Raw genomic sequence first — 19,683 nt, 5'->3', positions numbered from 1 at the left:
CCCCACCGGAGGACCCCCACGATGCGCTCGCACCTGCTCAATGACACGACCGCGGAGCAGTACCGCCGCTCCGTGACCGAAGGAGTAGAGCGGGTGGCCGCCAAACTCGCCGCCACCGACCGTCCGTTCACCGGCATCACGGTCGACGCCCTCGCGCCCCGCATCGACGGGATCGACCTCGACCGGCCACTGCACGACACCGCGGCCGTCCTGGACGAGCTGGAGGAGGTCTACCTCCGCGACGCGATCTACTTCCACCACCCCCGCTACCTCGCCCACCTCAACTGCCCGGTCGTCATCCCGGCCGTGCTGGGCGAGGCGGTCCTGTCCGCCGTCAACTCCTCCCTCGACACCTGGGACCAGTCGGCCGGCGGCACCCTCATCGAGCGCAAGCTCATCGACTGGACCGCCGAGCGCATCGGCCTCGGCCCTGCCGCCGACGGCGTGTTCACCTCCGGCGGCACCCAGTCCAACCTCCAGGCGCTGCTGCTGGCCCGCGAGGAGGCCAAAACCAACAGCCTCGCCGAACTGCGCGTCTTCGCCTCCGAGGTCAGCCACTTCAGCGTGAAGAAGTCCGCGAAGCTGCTCGGCCTCGGCCAGGACTCCGTCGTGTCGATCCCCGTCGACCACGACAAGCGCATGCAGACCGTCGCGCTCGCCCATGAGCTGGAGCGCTGCACGACGGACGGCCTGATTCCCATGGCCGTCGTCGCCACCGCCGGCACCACCGACTTCGGCTCCATCGACCCGCTGCCCGAGATCGCCGAGCTGTGCGAGCAGTTCGGCGCCTGGATGCACGTGGACGCCGCCTACGGCTGCGGACTGCTCGCCTCGCGGAAGTACCGCGGCCGCATCGACGGCATCGAGCGCGCCGACTCGGTCACCGTCGACTACCACAAGTCCTTCTTCCAGCCGGTGAGTTCGTCCGCCGTGCTGGTGCGGGACGCGGCCACGCTGCGGCACGCGACCTACCACGCCGAGTACCTGAACCCGCGCCGCATGGTGCAGGAACGTATCCCTAATCAGGTGGACAAGTCCCTGCAGACCACCCGGCGCTTCGACGCCCTCAAACTGTGGATGACGCTGCGCGTGATGGGCGCCGACGGCATCGGGCAGCTCTTCGACGAGGTCTGCGACCTCGCGGTGGAGGGCTGGCGGCTGCTGGCCGGCGACCCGCGCTTCGACGTGGTCGTCGAGCCGTCGCTGTCCACCCTGGTCTTCCGCTACATCCCGGCCTCCGTCACCGACCCGGCCGAGATCGACCGCGCCAACCTCCACGCCCGCAAGGCCCTGTTCGCCTCCGGGGACGCCGTCGTCGCGGGCACCAAGGTCGGCGGCCGCCACTACCTGAAGTTCACCCTGCTCAACCCCGAGACGACGGCCGACGACATCGCCGCCGTCCTCGACCTGATCGCCGGCCACGCCGAGCAGTACCTGGGAGAGTCCCTTGACCGCGCTTCCTGAATCCACGAACGCCGCCTATGACTTCGTGGGGATCGGGCTCGGGCCCTTCAACCTCGGTCTGGCCTGCCTGACCGAGCCCATCGCCGAACTCAGTGGCGTCTTCCTGGAGTCGAAGCCCGACTTCGAGTGGCACGCGGGGATGTTCCTCGACGGCGCCCACCTCCAGACGCCGTTCATGTCGGACCTGGTCACCCTGGCCGACCCGACGTCGCCGTACTCCTTCCTCAACTACCTGAAGGAGAAGGGCCGCCTCTACTCGTTCTACATCCGCGAGAACTTCTACCCGCTGCGCGTGGAGTACGACGACTACTGCCGCTGGGCCGCGAACCGGCTGAGCAGCGTCCGCTTCTCCACGACGGTCACGGAAGTGACGTACGACGAGGGGGACGGGCTGTACGTCGTGAGGACCGCGGCCGGTGAGGAGTTCCGCGCCCGCCACCTGGTCCTCGGCACCGGCACCCCGCCGTACGTCCCCGAGGCCTGCCAGGGCCTGGGCGGCGACTTCATCCACAACTCCCGCTATCTGGAGCACAGAGCGGAGCTCCAGCGCAAGGAGTCGATCACGCTGGTCGGCAGCGGTCAGTCCGCCGCCGAGATCTACTACGACCTGCTCAGCGAGATCGATGTCCACGGCTACCGGCTGAACTGGGTCACCCGCTCCCCGCGCTTCTTCCCGCTGGAGTACACCAAGCTCACGCTGGAGATGACCTCCCCGGAGTACATCGACTACTTCCACGCGCTGCCGGAGGGGACCCGCCACCGCCTCACCACCGAGCAGAAAGGCCTGTTCAAGGGCATCGACGGGGATCTGATCAACGAGATCTTCGACCTGCTCTACCAGAAGAACCTCGGCGGCCCCGTCCCCACGCGTCTGCTCACCAACTCCTCCCTCAACGGCGTGACGTACGAGAACGGCACGTACACCCTGTCCCTGCGCCAGGAGGAGCAGGAGAAGGACTACGAACTCTCCTCGCAGGGCCTGATCCTCGCCACCGGCTACAGGTACGCCGAGCCCGAGTTCCTCAAGCCCGTCCGCGACCGCCTGCGCTACGACTCCCAGGGCAACTACGACGTCGCCCGCAACTACGCCATCGACGTCACGGGCCGGGGCGTCTTCCTGCAGAACGCCGGCGTGCACACGCACAGCATCACGTCCCCCGACCTGGGCATGGGCGCGTACCGCAACAGCTACATCATCCGCGAGCTGCTCGGCACCGAGTACTACCCCGTCGAGAAGAGCATCGCGTTCCAGGAGTTCGCCGTATGACCTTCGCCTTCCGCCCCCTCGACCCCCTGAAGGACGCCGAGCTGCTGCACGGCTGGGTCACCCACCCCAAGGCCGCCTTCTGGATGATGCAGGACGCGAAACTGGAGGACGTCGAGCGGGCGTACATGGAGATCGCCGCCGACGAGCACCACCACGCGTACCTCGGTCTGCACGACGGTGAGCCCGCCTTTCTGATGGAGAGGTACGACCCCGCCCACCGCGAGCTGGCAGGCCTGTACGAGCCGCGGCCCGGTGACGTCGGCATGCACTTCCTGGTCGCCCCCACCGACCGGCCCGTGCACGGCTTCACCCGGGCCGTGATCACCGCCGTGATGGCGCACCTCTTCGACGACCCGGCGACCGCGCGTGTGGTCGTCGAGCCGGACGTGTCCAACAAGGCCGTCCACGCCCTGAACGAAGCCGTCGGATTCGTGCCGGAGCGCGAGATCCAGAAGCCGGAGAAGAAGGCGTTGCTGAGCTTCTGCACGCGGGAACAGTTCGTCGCGGCGACGGGGGTGACCGCGTGACCCTCGCCGACACCGTGGCCCACCTCTCCCCCGAGCGCTGGGAGAAGGCCAACCGCCTCCTCGTCCGCAAGGCACTCGCCGAGTTCGCGCACGAGCGGCTGATCGCCCCCGAGAAGGACGGCGACGGGTACGCCGTACGCAGCGACGACGGTCTGACGGCCTACCGCTTCACCGCCGCCCGCCGCGCCCTCGACCACTGGCAGGTGGACGCCGACTCGATCACCCGCACCCGCGACGGCGCGGAACTCCCCCTCGCCGCGCTGGACTTCTTCATCGAGCTGAAGAAGACACTGGGCCTGAGCGACGACATCCTGCCGGTCTACCTCGAGGAGATCTCCTCCACCCTCTCCGGCACCTGCTACAAGCTCACCAAGCCGCAGGTCCCGGTGGCGGACCTCGTGAGGAGCGACTTCCAGGCCATCGAGACCGGCATGACCGAGGGCCACCCCTGCTTCGTCGCCAACAACGGGCGGCTCGGCTTCGGCATCCACGAGTACCTGTCGTACGCCCCCGAGACCGCGAGCCCGGTCCGGCTGGTGTGGCTGGCCGCGCACCGCTCGCGGGCGGCCTTCACGGCGGGTGTGGGGATCGAGTACGAGTCCTTCGTGCGCGAGGAACTGGGCACGGAGACGGTCGAGCGGTTCTCCCGGACGCTTGAGGACCAGGGCCTCGACCCCGCCGACTACCTCCTCATCCCCGTCCACCCCTGGCAGTGGTGGAACAAGCTCACCGTCACCTTCGCCGCCGAGGTCGCCCGCCGGCACCTGGTCTGCCTGGGCGAGGGCGACGACGAGTACCTGGCGCAGCAGTCCATCCGTACCTTCTTCAACTCCTCGCACCCCGAGAAGCACTACGTGAAGACGGCCCTGTCCGTCCTCAACATGGGCTTCATGCGCGGTCTGTCGGCCGCGTACATGGAGGCGACCCCGGCGATCAACGACTGGCTGGCTCAGCTCATCGAGGGCGATCCCGTGCTGAAGTCGACGGGCCTGTCGATCATCCGGGAGCGGGCGGCGGTGGGCTACCGGCACCTGGAGTACGAGCAGGCGACGGACCGCTATTCGCCGTACCGCAAGATGCTCGCCGCCCTGTGGCGGGAGAGCCCGGTCCCCTCCCTCCAGGAGGGCGAGTCCCTGGCCACCATGGCCTCCCTGGTCCACGTCGACCACGAGGGCGCCTCCTTCGCGGGCGCGCTGATCGAGCAGTCGGGGCTGGCGCCGACGGAGTGGCTGCGGCACTACCTGCGCGCGTACTTCACCCCGCTGCTGCACAGCTTCTACGCCTACGACCTGGTCTTCATGCCGCACGGCGAGAACGTCATCCTGGTCCTGGAGGACGGGGTCGTGCGGCGCGCGATCTACAAGGACATCGCCGAGGAGATCGCGGTGATGGACCCGGACGCGGTGCTGCCGCCCGAGGTGCGGCGGATCCGGGTCGAGGTCCCCGAGGACAAGAAGCTGCTGTCGATCTTCACGGACGTCTTCGACTGCTTCTTCCGCTTCCTCGCCGCGAACCTCGCCACCGAGGGGATCCTGGAGGAGGACGACTTCTGGCGCACGGTCGCCGAGGTCACCCGCGAGTACCAGGACTCGGCGCCCGAACTCGCCGACAGGTTCCGCCAGTACGACATGTTCGCCCCCCAGTTCGCCCTGTCCTGCCTCAACCGGCTCCAACTGCGCAACAACAAGCAGATGGTCGACCTCGCGGACCCGTCCGGCGCCCTCCAGCTGGTCGGCAACCTGGAGAACCCCATCGCGGGCCTGTAGCCCCACAGACGGACGGGCATCCCGGAGTACGGTCCTCCGGGATGCCCGTCAGCATGCGCTCAGGCCGCCGTCGGCCAGGGAACCTGCGGCGACCGGTAGTAGCCGATGCCCAGCGCGTCCCACCGCGGCCCCTGCGCGGCGATCCTGAGCCGGTAGGCCTCCCAGTCGTGCGTGGTCGCCGGTGACCAGCCGAGCTCGGCGACACCGGCGAGTCTCGGGAAGGCCAGGTAGTCGATGTGGGCGGAGGTCGAGACGGTCTCCGTCCACAGGGGCGCCTCGACCCCCCGCACGGCTCGCGCGGGCACATCCGGCAGATAGGAGCCGGGGTCCCAGTCGTAGGACCGCTTCACCTCGACGTAGCCGGCCCAGGACAGGCCGATCGGGGTGTCCTTGCTGTACTTCATGTCCAGGTAGATCCGGTCCGCCGGGGAGAGGATGACCCCGGTCCCGTTCTGGGCGGCCTTCGCAACCCGCGCCTTCTCCTTGGCGCTGGTGCGGTCCAGACCCCAGTACTGGACCAGCGCGCCCCGCGCCGGGTTCGCGCCGGTCAGCTGGTGCCAGCCGATGACCGTCTTGCCGTACCGGGCGACGATCGGCTGCACCCGGTCCATGAACGTCACGTAGTCCTCGTGGCTGGTGGAGTGCGCCTCGTCGCCGCCGATGTGGAGGTAGCGGCCGGGGGTGAGCGCGGCCAGTTCGCGGACGACGTCGTCCACGAAGTCGTACGTCACCTCCTTGGGCACGCACAGCGAGCTGAAGCCGACGTCGGTGCCGGTGTACAGCGGGGGTGCCACGCTGTCGCAGTTCAGGTCGGCGTACGAGGCGAGCGCCGCGTTGGTGTGGCCGGGCATGTCGATCTCGGGGACGACCTCCAGGTATCGGGAGGCGGCGTACCGGACGATCTCCTGGTAGTCGGCCTTGGTGTAGTGCCCGCCGGGGCCGCCGCCGACCTGGGTGGAGCCGCCGTGGGTGGTGAGCCGGGGCCAGGAGTCGATGGCGATGCGCCAGCCCTGGTCGTCGCTCAGATGCAGGTGCAGGGCGTTGAACTTGTAGAGGGCGAGCTGGTCGACGTAGCGCTTGACCTGGTCGACGGTGAGGAAGTGCCGGGAGACGTCGAGCATCGCGCCCCGGTAGGGGTAGCGGGGGGCGTCCTCGACGGTGCCGCCCGCGATGTCCCAGGGGCCGGGCTGTACGGCGTCCCTCTCGATCGCGGCGGGGAGGAGCTGGCGCAGGGTCTGGACGCCGTGGAACAGGCCGGCCGGGGTCCCGGCGCTGATGGTGACGCGCCGCGGGTTGCTGTCCAGGCGGTAGCCCTCGGCCGCGAACCGTCCCTTCGCGAGCCGGAGTCGGATGCCGCCGGTGCCGTGCGAGGTGACCGGCAGGGCGTAGCCGGTGGAGGGCCGGAGGATGTCCGCGAGGTACTCGCCGACGCGGCGGGCCTCGGGTGAGTCGTCGACGCGGATGCGGGTGGTGTGCGTGATGCGGTACGGGGGCCCGCCGGGCTCGGCCGCGACGGGGGCGGGGAGGAGCCGGCCGTAGGGGCCCGGCGCCTCGGCCGCCGGGGCGGGTGCGGTGGCGACGGCGAGGGCGCCGGCCGCCACGAACAGCAGGAGCGGTGCGAGGAGTCGGGTCGTACGGGGAGTTGTCCCGGGAGGTCGTCTCACCTGCGCTCCCTTCACGGGGCTGTCCCCCATGACCTGCCCACAATGGGTATAGACCAACCTCTCGCAGCACCGGTGGAACAATCCCTCGCATGGCGGAAATCATCCAGAAGGACGGCACTTGGGCCTTCGACGGCGACGCGCTGCGGCTCACGCCCGGGCGGGACAAGAACGTGAGCCTGTTACGCCGGACACTGGGCGAACTGGTAGTCCCCTTGGGCGCGTTGGCGGGCGTGTCGTTCGAGCAGGGGAAGAAGAACGGGCGGCTCAGGCTGCGGCTGCGGGACGGCGCCGATCCGCTGCTGCAGGCGACCGGCGGCAAGCTCACCGAGCCGCACGATCCGTACCAGTTGGTCGTCGAGTCGGACCGCTACGGCGTCGCCGAGTACCTCGTGGACGAGGTCCGCAACGCCCTGCTGCTCGACCAGGTACCGTCCGACCCGGTCGCCGCGTACCTGCTGCCGGGCCCGTCGGTGCCCCTGTCCGTGTCCGCCGGGGACGGCACCGCGAGCTTCGACGGTGAGCACGTGCGGCTGGAGTGGAACTGGAAGACGGAGGACGCCAAGGCCGCCGCCGGCGCCCGCACGCTCGCCGTCGCCGACATCGAGGCCGTGGCGTGGCATCCGGCGGCCGGCCTGGAGAACGGCTGGCTGCGCTTCACCGTGCGGAACGCGTCCACCAAGGCCCCGCCCAAGTACGACCCCAACTCCGTGGACCTGTGGGGCTTCAAGAAGGACCCGCTGATGGCCCTGGTCGCGGCGGCCGTCCAGGCCCGCCTGCCGCACCCGGCCGACGCGGGCGCCACGGACGCACGACCGGAGGAACCCGCGTCCCTCCCGCTGCAGCCCGCCGCCGGGGACGACCACGACACGCTGCTGCGGCGGCTGCGCGAGCTGGGTGAGCTGCACCGCGAGGGCGTGCTCACCGAAGAGGAGTTCGCCCTGGCCAAACAGGCGGTCCTGAAGCGCATGTAGCGCGGGTGAGGACCGCCTGCCGTGGGCGTTCACCGGTGTGCCCCGCCTTCCGGGCACACCTGCTGCTACTTGGCCGTGCGGGCCACCGTGAAGTGGTCGACCTGCTCGCCGCTCTCGGCGATGCCGCGCACCGTCAGGGTGGCGGTACGGCCCCGGGGCGCCGGGGTGACGTCGACGCGCAGGAAGGAGTAGTCGAGGTAGCGCACGCGCGACCAGGTGACCGTCTCGTTCTGCTTGCCGTCCTTGGTGTTGATGAAGGAGGCCACGGACTCGACCTCGTTCTCGTGGCCCTCGTAGGAGAGAGGGGCGGTGAAGGAGTACAGGCTGCGGCCGGCCGCGCCCGCCGTCACGTAGACCACGCCGTCCTTCTCGGGGTACGCCGTGCCGCCGATCGGGAGCTTCTTGGTGACCGCGCCCGCCTTGATGACGTCGGTGCGCTCGTACTGGTGGTTGTGGCCGTTGATCACCAGGTCGACCGTGTACTTCTCGAACAGCGGCACCCACTCCTGGCGCACACCCCCCTCCGAGGCGTGCGAGGTGGAGGTGCAGTAGGCGCAGTGGTGGAAGAAGATCACGACGAAGTCGATGTCCTCGGACGCCCGGAACTTCTTGAGCTGGGCTTCCAGCCACTTGGTCTGGGTGCCGCCCGAGATGCCGAGGTTGGCCGGGATCTCGAAGGAGATGTCGTTGGCGTCGAGCGAGATGACCGCCGTGTTGCCGTAGACGAAGGAGTAGACGCCCGGGAGGTTCTTCGCGTCGGGGCCGTTGTCCGGGAGGGTCCAGCGGGCCTCCTCACCGCCGTAGCCGTTGGGCGAGTACCAGGCCTCCATGTCGTGGTTGCCGTAGGCCGGCATCCACGGGACGGACTTGGCGACGGACTCGGTCTGGGCGAGGAACTGGTCCCAGATCCGCGAGTCGAAGCCGGTGTCGGTGGTCTTGCCCGAGCCGGACGGGTCGGCGTAGGCGATGTCACCCGCGTGCAGGTGGAAGGCCGGGTTCTGGCCGAGCAGCAGGCTGTTGTTGGCCAGGCCGTGGTAGCTGACGCCCTCGTCGCCGAAGGCGGTGAAGGTGAACGGCGTCTTGTGCGCGGGGGCGGTGGTGAAGGTGCCGAGGGTGCCCAGGAGGTGCGGGGCGGCCGGGTCGAATCCGGCGTGGCCGACACCGTAGTAGTACGTCTTGCCGGGCTTGAGGTGGGTGAGCTTGGCGTGCAGGTAGTACTGGGTGTGGTTGCCGCTCGCGCCGACCCCGGCCGGGGTGAAGAGCGTGCGCACCTCGGCGTCGATCTTGCGGGAGAGGTCCCAGGGGTGGGCGCCGACGCGGATGAAAGGCTTCTTCACCGCGACCGGGACCTGCCAGGAGACGGTGATCTCCGTGCGCGGGTCGTTGCCGTAGGCGAGGTGGCGACCGAAGGGGGCGACGAGGGAGCCGTCGACGGTCTCGGTGCTCGGGGCGGTCCGCGTCGGGACGGCGGCCTGGGCGGTGGCACCCGGTACGAACGCGCCACCGGCGACGGCGCCCAGGGTGACCGCGCCACCGCGGATCATCGTGCGTCGGGAGAATCTGCTGCGCAGGTACTCGTGCTGCTCGGCCATGCTCATGCGCTCGGCGAGCTGCTCGGGTACGCCCATGCGAGGAGTGTCCATGGCGTCTGAAACTCGTCCCTCCGGGCGACCAATCACGGGACGCCGGATGGACGGCCGACGAACAGGTCCTCATATCAGATTCAACGTTCCCCCAAAGATCCCCAACAGACCTCTGCCCGAATTCGGGCAGGATTCTTGCGAAACTGGCTTCCGTGCCCCAAGATCTAGCGGGTGCACGACGAACTTCTTGATCATCTGACGCGCTCCACGCCTTTGAGTCGGGGCGAGGCGCTGCGGGTGGTCCAGGACGTGCTCGCCTACTTCGACGAGACGACCGAGGACTACGTCCGTCGCCGCCACCGTGAGCTCCAGGCCCAGGGCCTGGTCAACGCGACGATCTTCGACCTGATCGAGGCGGACCTGAAATACCGTGCGGTGGCGCCGCCCGAGCTCACGCTCAGGCAACTGCGACGCATCGTCTACGGGTGAACGAGAGTCTGGGGACACCTATACATGTGCGGAATTGTCGGATACATCGGGAAGCGTGACGTCGCCCCGCTGCTCCTTGAGGGGCTGCAGCGGCTGGAGTACCGGGGGTACGACTCCGCGGGCGTCGTCGTCAACACCCCGACGAACGGCCGCCTGAAGATGGTCAAGGCCAAGGGCCGGGTCCGTGACCTCGAGGCCAAGGTCCCGGCGCGCTTCAAGGGCACCACCGGCATCGCCCACACCCGCTGGGCCACTCACGGCGCCCCGTCCGACGTGAACGCCCACCCGCACCTGTCGGCCGACCAGAAGGTCGCCGTCGTCCACAACGGCATCATCGACAACGCCTCCGACCTGCGCAAGAAGCTCGAGGCGGACGGTGTCGAGTTCCTCTCCGAGACCGACACCGAGGTCCTCACCCACCTCATCGCCCGCTCCCAGGCCGAGAAGCTGGAGGAGAAGGTCCGCCAGGCGCTGCGGATCGTCGAGGGCACGTACGGCATCGCCGTCATGCACGCCGACTTCCCGGACCGGATCGTGGTGGCCCGCAACGGCTCCCCGGTCGTCCTCGGCATCGGCGAGAAGGAGATGTTCGTCGCCTCGGACATCGCGGCCCTGGTCGCCCACACCCGGCAGATAGTCACGCTGGACGACGGCGAGATGGCCACCCTCAAGGCCGACGACTTCCGTACGTACACCACCGAGGGCACCCGTACGACCGCCGAGCCCACCACCGTCGAGTGGGAGGCCGCCTCCTACGACATGGGCGGCCACGACACGTACATGCACAAGGAGATCTTCGAGCAGGCCGACGCCGTGGACCGCGTGCTGCGCGGCCGCATCGACGACCGCTTCTCCACCGTGCACCTCGGCGGCCTCAACCTGGACGCCCGCGAGGCGCGCCAGATCCGCCGCGTGAAGATCCTGGGCTGCGGCACCTCGTACCACGCGGGCATGATCGGCGCCCAGATGATCGAGGAGCTCGCCCGCATCCCCGCGGACGCCGAGCCCGCCTCCGAGTTCCGCTACCGCAACGCGGTCGTCGACCCCGACACCCTGTACATCGCCGTATCCCAGTCCGGTGAGACGTACGACGTGCTGGCGGCCGTCCAGGAGCTGAAGCGCAAGGGCGCGCGGGTCCTCGGCGTGGTGAACGTCGTCGGTTCGGCGATCGCCCGCGAGGCCGACGGCGGCATCTACGTGCACGCGGGCCCCGAGGTCTGCGTGGTGTCCACCAAGTGCTTCACCAACACCACCGTCGCCTTCGCGCTCCTCGCCCTGCACCTGGGCCGCACCCGTGACCTCTCGGTCCGCGACGGCAAGCGGATCATCGAGGGCCTGCGCAAGCTGCCCGGCCAGATCTCCGAGATCCTCCAGCAGGAGGAGGAGGTCCAGAAGCTGGCGGAGCAGTACGCCGACGCCCGCTCGATGCTCTTCATCGGCCGCGTCCGGGGCTACCCGGTGGCGCGTGAGGCCTCCCTGAAGCTCAAGGAGGTCTCCTACATCCACGCCGAGGCCTACCCGGCCTCCGAGCTCAAGCACGGCCCGCTGGCCCTCATCGAGCCGGCCCTGCCGACGGTCGCGATCGTCCCCGACGACGACCTGCTGGAGAAGAACCGCGCCGCCCTGGAGGAGATCAAGGCCCGCAGCGGCCAGATCCTCGCCGTCGCCCACCAGGACCAGCCCAAGGCCGACCACACGATCATCGTCCCCAAGAACGAGGACGAGCTCGACCCCATCCTCATGGGCATCCCCCTCCAGCTCCTCGCCTACCACACGGCGAAGGCCCTGGGCAGGGACATCGACAAGCCGAGGAACCTCGCCAAGTCGGTAACGGTCGAGTAGCTGCTTCTCACGGGCGCGGAGCTGTATCGATGTGCGGCTCCGACGCGTGGGCGCGATCACCCTCCACGCACCCGCAGAGGCGGCGCGAACGGAACGGACCCCCACGTGGTCACCACGAGGGGGTCCGCTCCTGTGCGCCGGAGGAGCCCAACCCCCCGACTCGGCTGCCATCAGCCCGTGGCCGTCACACCCCGGCCGGGAGCAGCCCGCCGCGGAAGGACCGTCGGCCAGTGAGCCAGCGCGGCGGTCGCCGCGTACCAGGCCACCGCCCCCGCCGCGACGGCGAACCAGCCCCCCACCTTGGCCAGGCTGGAGCTGTCCGCGAAGACCGCCACGGCGAGCAGCACCAGCGAGACGAAGAACAACCCGTGAACGCCCTGCCCGAGCTGGTCCCCGCCCGCCAGGGTGAGGGAGAGCGCCACCAGGGCGAACAACAGCAGGAAGAGCCCCGCGGCGTCACCCGGGCCACGCGCACCATCGGTGACCGCCCAGGTGAACCACATCGCGCCGAGTACGGCGAACGCCGTCCCGTTCGCGGTGTCGCGCTCGCGCAGTGCCAGCAGGCCGGCGACGAAGAGCGCAACGCCGCCTACGTAGTGGGCCAGTGATACGGCGTCAGCCGTCGTCACGCCGTCGATGAGATCGGTGTGGCCGAGTCCGAACGCCAACAGGGTGATGCCCAGGGCGAGTCGGCCGGCGATGGTGGTGGTGTTTCCCGCAGAGACGTCGTTGTCCACGGCGGGCTCCCTTCGTGCATGTGCAGTGGTGCGGTGAGCGATATATGCCCTTCACAAGGGCACAAACAACCTCCGCGCACGAGATTTGTGCTGCACACAAGGGAGTTGACCGGCGCGGGGCGTCGGTCAGGGGATCACGACGACGGGCCGCTGCGCGCGCTTGGCCAGGCGGCCGGCGACGGAGCCGAAGAGGCGGCCCACGATGCCGTGCGTGGAGCCCACGACGATCGCGTCGGCCTCGTACTCCCGCCCCACCTCTTCGAGTTCGTGGCAGATGTCACCGCCGCGCTCCACGAGGATCCACGGCACCTCGGTGAGATAGTCCGCGCAGGCGAGCTCGAGGCCGAGGACCTCGGTGCGGTGATCGGGAACGTCCACGAAGACGGGGGGCTCGCAGCCGGCCCACACCGTCGTCGGCAGCCGGTTGGCGACGTGGACGATGATCAGGCCCGAGCCGGAGCGGTGGGCCATGCCGATCGCGTACGCGAGGGCGCGCTCGCTGGAGGTGGAGCCGTCGAAGCCGACGACCACGCCGTGCTTGAAGGCGGGATCGCAGGAAAGGCGTGGCTCTTCCGCCGCCAGGGGATCGGCCGCCGTGGGGTCGGCGACCGGCCGCTTGCGGTCCGCGGGTTCGAAGAATTCGTGACCGGCCATGGCTGTCTCGGCGTTGTGATCCTTATTGGGTGGGACGACAGTGTGCGGCGGAGCTGTGTCCGGGAATCATCTTCCCAACCCCATACCCCCAAGGGTACGGCGCCAAGCCTCCACGGCCCAGCTCTCGGCTCAGCTCTCGACCCACAGTGCGCGGGGTTCCAGGGAGCATGCACGAGGGGGTGCCCGTAACGCAATGGTTGCTGCCTCGTACAGCCGGTTCGCACAGCATTCACTCACGGAGCGCTCACAGGACCGTCGCGGCAGTGACCGACCGATCGAACACGCGTTGAACCTCGTGAACCGCCATCGCTGGGAGCCGTCATGCCCTCACCCCGCTCGACCTCCGAGGGTCACTCGACCGAGGACACCGTGACCGACGTCATCCGCTGGGCCGCCTTCAGCTGTGTCATCGTCCCGGTGGTCCTGCTCTGGTTCGGCACCTCCCTCGCCGGCGCGGCGGGCACCGCCCTCGGTCTCGCCGCCGTCACCGCGGTCTGCCGTTTCCTGCTGCGCCGCTCCGAGCGCAACCGGGGCCGCGAACGGAAGGCCGGAACCGACTCCCGCAGGGGCGGGCGTCACACCGGGGGAAACACACCGGTCGGCTGACCGGTTTTCACGCACGCCACCGCATCTTTTCAGCCAACTTCTGGCGTGTGTGCATCCCTTGCCGTAACCACCCCCCACCCCCCGTTTGACCTGCATGGAAAGGGTCTCCGGGACCCTGTGCACCCTACGTGGATTGGCCACTGCGACAAGGCGCACTTCCCTGCACGCCCCACGAGTGCAACGCTTCGTGATCGAATGCTTCACGCCAAGTTGCCATGTCGACAATGTGCCGGGTATCCAACCCGGCCGCGGCGGCACGAGGCACAACGGCACCCAGTAGATTTGATCTTGACTGTCTTACGGCGGGGGACTCGTGCAGGACCGAGGGGAAACGTGCAGGAGCGACACAACCGAGGAGCCGCGACCACCGAGGGGGGCTTAGCAGTATGAGCCACGACTCCACTGCCGCGCCGGAAGCCGCGGCCCGGAAACTTTCCGGGCGACGCCGCAAGGAGATCGTCGCGGTGCTGCTGTTCAGCGGCGGCCCCATCTTCGAGAGTTCCATTCCACTGTCGGTGTTCGGGATTGACCGCCAGGACGCCGGCGTGCCGCGCTACCGCTTGTTGGTGAGCGCAGGCGAGGAGGGCCCACTGCGGACCACAGGGGGCCTGGAACTCACCGCACCACATGGCCTGGAGGCGATCTCCCGGGCAGGCACGGTGGTCGTGCCCGCCTGGCGTTCGATCACCTCGCCGCCACCGGAGGAGGCGCTCGACGCACTCCGCCGGGCACACGAAGAGGGCGCCCGCATCGTCGGGCTGTGCACCGGGGCCTTCGTACTGGCGGCGGCGGGCCTGCTGGACGGCCGCCCGGCGACAACACACTGGATGTACGCACCGACGCTGGCCAAGCGCTATCCGTCGGTGCACGTGGATCCGCGCGAACTGTTCGTCGACGACGGCGACGTCCTGACGTCGGCCGGTACGGCGGCGGGCATCGACCTGTGTCTCCACATCGTGCGGACGGACCACGGCAACGAGGCGGCCGGCGCGCTGGCCCGCCGCCTGGTGGTCCCGCCGCGCCGGTCGGGCGGCCAGGAGCGCTATCTCGACAGGTCTTTACCAGAGGAGATCGGCGCCGACCCGCTCGCCGAGGTCGTCGCCTGGGCGCTGGAGCACCTCCACGAGCAGTTCGACGTGGAGACGCTGGCCGCGCGCGCGTACATGAGCCGCCGTACGTTCGACCGCCGCTTCCGGTCCCTGACCGGCAGCGCGCCGCTGCAGTGGCTGATCACGCAGCGCGTCCTGCAGGCCCAGCGTCTGCTGGAGACGTCGGACTACTCGGTGGACGAGGTGGCGGGCCGCTGCGGCTTCCGCTCCCCCGTGGCGCTGCGTGGCCACTTCCGCCGCCAGCTCGGCTCGTCCCCCGCCGCCTACCGGGCCGCGTACCGCGCCCGCAGGCCGCAGGCCGACAAGCCGACGGACGGCGAGGCTCCGCCGCCGGTGACCGGCACCCCGGGCCTCGCCCCGGCCGGTCTGCACCCGGAGAGCGCGGTCCCACTCCAGGCCCGACGCACGGCGGCCACCGCCGGCATCGGCCTGCAGTCGGACCACGCCCGCGACCACGCCCGCGAGGCGTACGTCCCGAGCCGGGCGAGCCTGCCCGGCCAGCGCAGCGGGACGTGAGCTGAACAGAGCGGACACCCGACCGGGGCCCACACCGCGTGGGCCCCGGTCGGAGCCGTTTCAGCGCCGGTCCAGCCAGTCCGGCGGTCGAAAACGAGGCCGTTCAGGCCGAAAGCGGGGTCCGGGGGCGGCAGCCACCGGCGAGCCCGGCATCAAGGCCGGGGGCCTCGTAGACGCACGCCAGCCTTAGGGTGGTCGCATGAACGATCGCATGGTGTGGATCGACTGCGAGATGACCGGCCTCTCGCTGTCCGACGACGCGCTCATCGAGGTTGCCGCCCTCGTCACCGACTCCGAACTGAACGTGCTCGGCGAGGGCGTCGACATCGTCATCCGGCCGCCCTCCAGGGCACTGGAGACGATGCCGGAGGTGGTGCGCCAGATGCACACCGCGTCCGGCCTGCTCGACGAGCTGGCCGGCGGCACGACGCTCGCCGAGGCCGAGGAGCAGGTACTGGCCTACATCCGCGAGCACGTGAAGGAGCCGGGCAAGGCGCCACTGTGCGGCAACTCCGTGGGCACGGACCGCGGCTTCCTCCACCGTGACATGCCGACGCTCGAGAACTACCTCCACTACCGGATCGTCGACGTCTCCTCGGTGAAGGAGCTGGCCCGCCGCTGGTACCCGCGGGCCTACTTCAACAGCCCCGAGAAGAACGGCAACCACCGCGCCCTCGCCGACATCCGCGAGTCCATCGCGGAGCTGCGCTACTACCGCGAGGCCATCTTCGTCCCGCATCCCGGCCCGGACTCGGACACCGCCAAGTCGATCGCGGTGAAGCACGTCCTGCCTGCTCAGCAGGCGTGAGCACGGTCCGGAAGGGGGCGCCGCGAAACACGTGCGCGAGCACCCCTTCGGACCCTGTACACTTTTTCTCGGCCGGTCGGGGAAAAGATTCCCCGGACTTCCGGTCATGGTGGGTGTAGCTCAGCTGGTAGAGCACCTGGTTGTGGTCCAGGATGCCGCGGGTTCGAGTCCCGTCACTCACCCTGAGTAATCAGCCGGTGACCTTGGCAACAGGGTCACCGGCTGATTCGGTTTCACACCGAAGCTCCGGGGAGCCACCGTTCACGCCGAGCCGATCAGCACCGACCGCCTCGACCTCCTTCCGCTGGCGGTCGAGCACGCCGAGGAGATGGCGGTCGTCCTGTCCGACCCCGCGCTGCACGCCTTCATCGGCGGCGAGCCCCTCGCCCCCGACGCCCTGCGGGCCCGCTACGAGCGTCTCGTCGCCGGTTCCCCCGATCCCACCGTGTCCTGGTGCAACTGGGTCCTCCGCACACGCCACGCACGGCAGCTCGTCGGCACCGTGCAGGCCACGGTCACCGCGGGCGTCGCCGAGATCGCCTGGGTGGTCGGCACACCCTGGCAGGGCCGCGGCTTCGCCTCGGAAGCGGCCAGAAGGCTCGTCGACCGGCTGCGGGACCGCCCCGTCCACACGGTCGTAGCCCACATCCACCCAGCCCACACGGCCTCCGCCACCGTGGCCAGGACGGCCGGCCTCTCCCCCACCGACGAACTCCACGACGGCGAGCAACGCTGGCGGCTGCGCCTGCACCCGTGACCCAACCGCCGAGCCGACTCCCGGACGCGTTCACCGAGCAGGCCTTTCCAACGAGCGCCGGGCACGAGACGCACCCCAGGCCCGGCCTGGGAGGGGGCGCCGAACACGCCCCGACCGTGCGGACGTACGGCCCGGCCTCGGGAAACCTTGTTGACAGTGCCATCGGGCGCGCCCGCCCTCAGGACGACGTACGCGCCACCAGTTCCGTAGCCAGCACCACCTGCCGACGCTCCAGGCCACGGGACGCAGCCGGGCGGCGGTCGGCGATCTCCGCGAGGAGGAGGTCCAGCATGCGGCGGCCCATCTCCTCGATGGGCTGGCGGACGCTGGTGAGGGGCGGGTCCATGTGGCGGGCGATGGCCGAGTCGTCGTAGCCGACGAGGGCCACGTCGTCCGGGATGCGGCGGCCCGCTTCCCGCAGGGCCTGGCGGGCGCCGGCCGCCATGACGTCGGAACCGGCGAAGACCGCGTCGAGCTCGGGGCGGCGCTCCAGCAGGTTGTGCATCGCCCTGCTGCCGCCCTCCTCGGTGAAGTCGCCGGGCTCGAGAAGGAGTTCGTCCACGACATGGCCCGCGTCGCGCAGGGCGTCGCGATAGCCGTCGACGCGGCGCTGGGCGCCGTAGACGTCGAGGCGGCCGGTGATGTGGGCGATGTGGGTGCGGCCCCGGTCGAGGAGGTGCTCCACGGCCGAGCGGGCGCCGCCGTAGTTGTCGGAGTCGACCGAGGTCAGCGTCTCCGCGGCCGACCTGGGGCCGCTGATCACCGCGGGGATCTCCAGCTGGGCGAGCAGGTCGGGCAGCGGGTCGTCGGCGTGGACGGAGACCAGCAGGACGCCGTCCACGCGGTGGGCCGCCAGGTACTGGGCGAGGCGGCGGCGCTCGCGGTCGTTGCCGGCGAAGATCAGCAACAGCTGCATCTCGGTGTCCGACAGCTCGGCCCCGACGCCCTTCAGCATGTCCGAGAAGTAGGGCTCCGAGAAGAAGCGGGTCTCCGGCTCGGGCACGACCAGGGCGATCGCGTCCGTGCGGTTCGCGGCCAGGGCGCGCGCGGCCGTGTTGGGGACGTACCCCAGCTCGGCGACGGCCGCCTCCACCGCCGCGCGGGTCGCGTCGCTGACCCGGGGCGAGCCGTTGATCACCCGGGAGACCGTGCCGCGGCCGACGCCGGCGCGAGCGGCGACCTCTTCGAGGGTGGGTCGCCCCCCACTCCGGTTCCGCGCTCCGTGGCTTGCCATGGGCTCCGCCTCCTGTCGACCCTACCGATGGCCTGGAATTTAACAGTCCTGTCCGTGTCGGTGACCGGCACGGGGGCTGCCGCCCCTGTCACCTGCCGGATGGACCCATATATGTCAATTCGGGCGGAATGTTCGCCACCCCCTGGAGTTAGTTAACAGCCCGATAACTGAACACATCTCTCCGCGCCGACTCCCTTGACACCCCCGCTCGGACCGACGACTCTTCAACACATCACCTGTGGGAGCGCTCCCACAGTACCTGACACATACACATCCCGCACGTTCCCCGCCCGAGCCGCAACGAGAACTAACGGGCCCAACCACGCAGTTGGCCGGGGGGTCGGCACGTCAGGGCAACAGGAGGACGCAATGCGAGCACGTACCCGAATCGCCCGCAAGGCGCTGGTCCTCGCGGCCGTCGCGTCGCTGGGCACCGGGCTGCTGGCCGGCTGTGCCGACGACGGCGGCGACGACAGCGACAGCTCGTCGTCGGGCGGCGGCAGCGGCAAGACGAAGATCACCCTGGGACTCTTCGGCAGCTTCGGCTTCGAGGAGGCCGGCCTGTACAAGGAGTACGAGAAGCTCCACTCGGACATCGACATCCAGCAGACCGTCATCGAGCGGAACGAGAACTACTACCCGCCCCTGGTCAACCACCTCACCACCAACAGTGGCCTGCAGGACATCCAGGGCATCGAGGTCGGCAACATCGCCGAGGTGGTGGACAAGTACGCCGACAAGTTCGTCGACCTGTCGAAGTACGGCAAGGAGAGCGACTACCTGCCCTGGAAGTGGCAGCAGGGGACCGCGAAGAGCGGTCAGACGGTCGGGCTCGGCACCGACGTCGGTCCGATGGCCATCTGCTACCGCAAGGACATGTTCCAGGCGGCCGGCCTGCCCACCGACCGCGAAGAGGTCGGCAAGCTGTGGGCGGGCGACTGGGCGAAGCTCGTCAAGGTCGGCAAGGACTACAAGGCGAAGGCACCCAAGGACACCACCTTCCTGGACTCCCCCGGCGGCCTGTTCAACGCCATCATCGGCAGTGAGAACGAGCGGTTCTACGACTCCTCCGGCAAGGTCATCTACAAGACGAACCCGGCCGTCAAGAACGCGTTCGACCTGACCGCCGAGGCCGCCGAGGCCGGCCTGATCGGGAAGCAGACGCAGTTCCAGCCGGCCTGGGACACCACGATCGCCAACAGCAAGTTCGCCGCGATGGCCTGCCCGCCGTGGATGCTCGGCTACATCGAGGGCAAGTCGAAGCCGGAGAACGCCGGCAAGTGGGACCTGGCCGTGCCGCCGAAGGCCGCCAACTGGGGCGGCTCCTTCCTCAGCGTCCCGAAGTCGGGCAAGAACGCCGAGGAGGCCGCGAAGCTGGCCGCCTGGCTGACCGCGCCCGAGCAGCAGGCGAAGCTCTTCGCCAAGCGCGGCAGCTTCCCGACCGCGCAGGCCGCGTACAGCCTGCCGCTGGTGAAGGACGCGAAGAACAAGATGACCGGTGACGCCCCGATCGGGCAGATCTACGCGCCGCTGGCCGCGAAGCTGCCGGTTCAGGTGGTCGGTCCGAAGGACCAGATCATCCAGCAGGGCCTGACCGACAACGGCGTCATCCTGGTGACCCAGGGCAAGTCTCCCAAGGACGCCTGGGAGAACGCCGTCAAGACCATCGACAACAACCTCGAGAAGTGA

Annotated in this window: 17 protein-coding genes and 1 tRNA gene; 13 read left to right on the top strand and 5 right to left on the bottom strand. The window is 69.5% G+C overall.

Annotated elements, in window-relative coordinates; translation table 11 throughout:
- Positions 1–21 precede the first annotated feature (21 nt).
- The 4 genes from desA to AC067M_RS27485 are packed head-to-tail and all read left to right on the top strand — an operon-like array spanning position 22 to position 5,024.
- Positions 22–1,464 (top strand): lysine decarboxylase DesA, encoded by a 1,443-nt coding sequence (gene desA / locus AC067M_RS27500; protein WP_478699702.1) that lies wholly within the window; start codon positions 22–24, stop codon positions 1,462–1,464.
- Positions 1,448–2,731: a lysine N(6)-hydroxylase/L-ornithine N(5)-oxygenase family protein gene (locus AC067M_RS27495; RefSeq protein WP_478699701.1), complete on the top strand. Its 1,284-nt coding sequence runs from the start codon at positions 1,448–1,450 to the stop codon at positions 2,729–2,731. Before desA ends, AC067M_RS27495 begins: the two co-directional genes overlap by 17 nt.
- Positions 2,728–3,258 carry a GNAT family N-acetyltransferase gene (locus AC067M_RS27490; protein WP_478699700.1) on the top strand — a complete coding sequence of 177 codons (531 nt, stop codon included), beginning with the start codon at positions 2,728–2,730 and terminating at the stop codon, positions 3,256–3,258. Before AC067M_RS27495 ends, AC067M_RS27490 begins: the two co-directional genes overlap by 4 nt.
- A complete protein-coding gene (locus AC067M_RS27485; RefSeq protein WP_478699699.1) occupies positions 3,255–5,024 on the top strand; it encodes an IucA/IucC family protein in 1,770 nt (589 codons plus the stop codon). The genes AC067M_RS27490 and AC067M_RS27485 overlap by 4 nt, the downstream gene beginning before the upstream one ends.
- Positions 5,025–5,083: 59 nt before the next feature.
- On the opposite strand, the gene AC067M_RS27480 is transcribed toward AC067M_RS27485, so the two are convergent.
- Positions 5,084–6,718, bottom strand: coding sequence for a beta-N-acetylhexosaminidase (locus AC067M_RS27480; protein ID WP_478699698.1), 1,635 nt, complete (start codon positions 6,716–6,718; stop codon positions 5,084–5,086).
- 59 nt (positions 6,719–6,777) lie between these two features.
- Between AC067M_RS27480 and AC067M_RS27475 the strand changes: the two genes are divergently transcribed.
- Positions 6,778–7,659 (top strand): DUF4429 domain-containing protein, encoded by an 882-nt coding sequence (locus AC067M_RS27475; protein WP_478699697.1) that lies wholly within the window; start codon positions 6,778–6,780, stop codon positions 7,657–7,659.
- A gap of 65 nt (positions 7,660–7,724) precedes the next feature.
- On the opposite strand, the gene AC067M_RS27470 is transcribed toward AC067M_RS27475, so the two are convergent.
- Complete coding sequence (locus AC067M_RS27470) at positions 7,725–9,287, bottom strand: purple acid phosphatase family protein (RefSeq protein WP_478699696.1); 1,563 nt, start codon at positions 9,285–9,287, stop codon at positions 7,725–7,727.
- Positions 9,288–9,473: 186 nt separating this feature from the next.
- Between AC067M_RS27470 and AC067M_RS27465 the strand changes: the two genes are divergently transcribed.
- Both AC067M_RS27465 and glmS read left to right on the top strand, forming a co-directional pair.
- Positions 9,474–9,731 (top strand): hypothetical protein, encoded by a 258-nt coding sequence (locus AC067M_RS27465; protein ID WP_478699695.1) that lies wholly within the window; start codon positions 9,474–9,476, stop codon positions 9,729–9,731.
- A gap of 24 nt (positions 9,732–9,755) precedes the next feature.
- Positions 9,756–11,573: a glutamine--fructose-6-phosphate transaminase (isomerizing) gene (gene glmS, locus AC067M_RS27460; protein WP_478699694.1), complete on the top strand. Its 1,818-nt coding sequence runs from the start codon at positions 9,756–9,758 to the stop codon at positions 11,571–11,573.
- Positions 11,574–11,743: 170 nt separating this feature from the next.
- Here the strand turns inward: glmS and AC067M_RS27455 are convergent, their stop codons facing one another.
- Positions 11,744–12,310 carry a GPR1/FUN34/YaaH family transporter gene (locus tag AC067M_RS27455; protein WP_478699693.1) on the bottom strand — a complete coding sequence of 189 codons (567 nt, stop codon included), beginning with the start codon at positions 12,308–12,310 and terminating at the stop codon, positions 11,744–11,746.
- A 126-nt stretch (positions 12,311–12,436) separates the two neighbouring features.
- Positions 12,437–12,964 carry a universal stress protein gene (locus AC067M_RS27450; RefSeq protein ID WP_478699692.1) on the bottom strand — a complete coding sequence of 176 codons (528 nt, stop codon included), beginning with the start codon at positions 12,962–12,964 and terminating at the stop codon, positions 12,437–12,439.
- A gap of 321 nt (positions 12,965–13,285) precedes the next feature.
- On the opposite strand from AC067M_RS27450, the gene AC067M_RS27445 reads away from it, so the two are divergent.
- The 5 genes from AC067M_RS27445 (at position 13,286) to AC067M_RS27425 (ending at position 16,760) form a co-directional block, all read left to right on the top strand.
- On the top strand, positions 13,286–13,570 hold the full coding sequence (locus AC067M_RS27445; protein WP_478699691.1) for a hypothetical protein: 285 nt from the start codon (positions 13,286–13,288) through the stop codon (positions 13,568–13,570).
- A gap of 386 nt (positions 13,571–13,956) precedes the next feature.
- Positions 13,957–15,195 carry a helix-turn-helix domain-containing protein gene (locus AC067M_RS27440; protein WP_478699690.1) on the top strand — a complete coding sequence of 413 codons (1,239 nt, stop codon included), beginning with the start codon at positions 13,957–13,959 and terminating at the stop codon, positions 15,193–15,195.
- Positions 15,196–15,394: 199 nt separating this feature from the next.
- Entirely contained in the window at positions 15,395–16,003 is a 609-nt protein-coding gene (gene orn, locus AC067M_RS27435; protein WP_478699689.1) for an oligoribonuclease, read from the top strand.
- A gap of 109 nt (positions 16,004–16,112) precedes the next feature.
- Positions 16,113–16,185 (top strand) — tRNA-His (locus AC067M_RS27430).
- A 92-nt stretch (positions 16,186–16,277) separates the two neighbouring features.
- Positions 16,278–16,760: a GNAT family N-acetyltransferase gene (locus tag AC067M_RS27425; protein ID WP_478699803.1), complete on the top strand. Its 483-nt coding sequence runs from the start codon at positions 16,278–16,280 to the stop codon at positions 16,758–16,760.
- A gap of 178 nt (positions 16,761–16,938) precedes the next feature.
- On the opposite strand, the gene AC067M_RS27420 is transcribed toward AC067M_RS27425, so the two are convergent.
- Positions 16,939–17,994 carry a LacI family DNA-binding transcriptional regulator gene (locus tag AC067M_RS27420; protein WP_478699688.1) on the bottom strand — a complete coding sequence of 352 codons (1,056 nt, stop codon included), beginning with the start codon at positions 17,992–17,994 and terminating at the stop codon, positions 16,939–16,941.
- Positions 17,995–18,363: 369 nt separating this feature from the next.
- Here AC067M_RS27420 and AC067M_RS27415 point away from each other — a divergent pair, with 369 nt between their 5' ends.
- A complete protein-coding gene (locus AC067M_RS27415) occupies positions 18,364–19,683 on the top strand; it encodes an ABC transporter substrate-binding protein (RefSeq protein ID WP_478699687.1) in 1,320 nt (439 codons plus the stop codon).

This window comes from Streptomyces sp. NPDC043427 (assembly GCF_056436655.1).
This window is presented reverse-complemented; position numbering and strand designations above follow the sequence as displayed.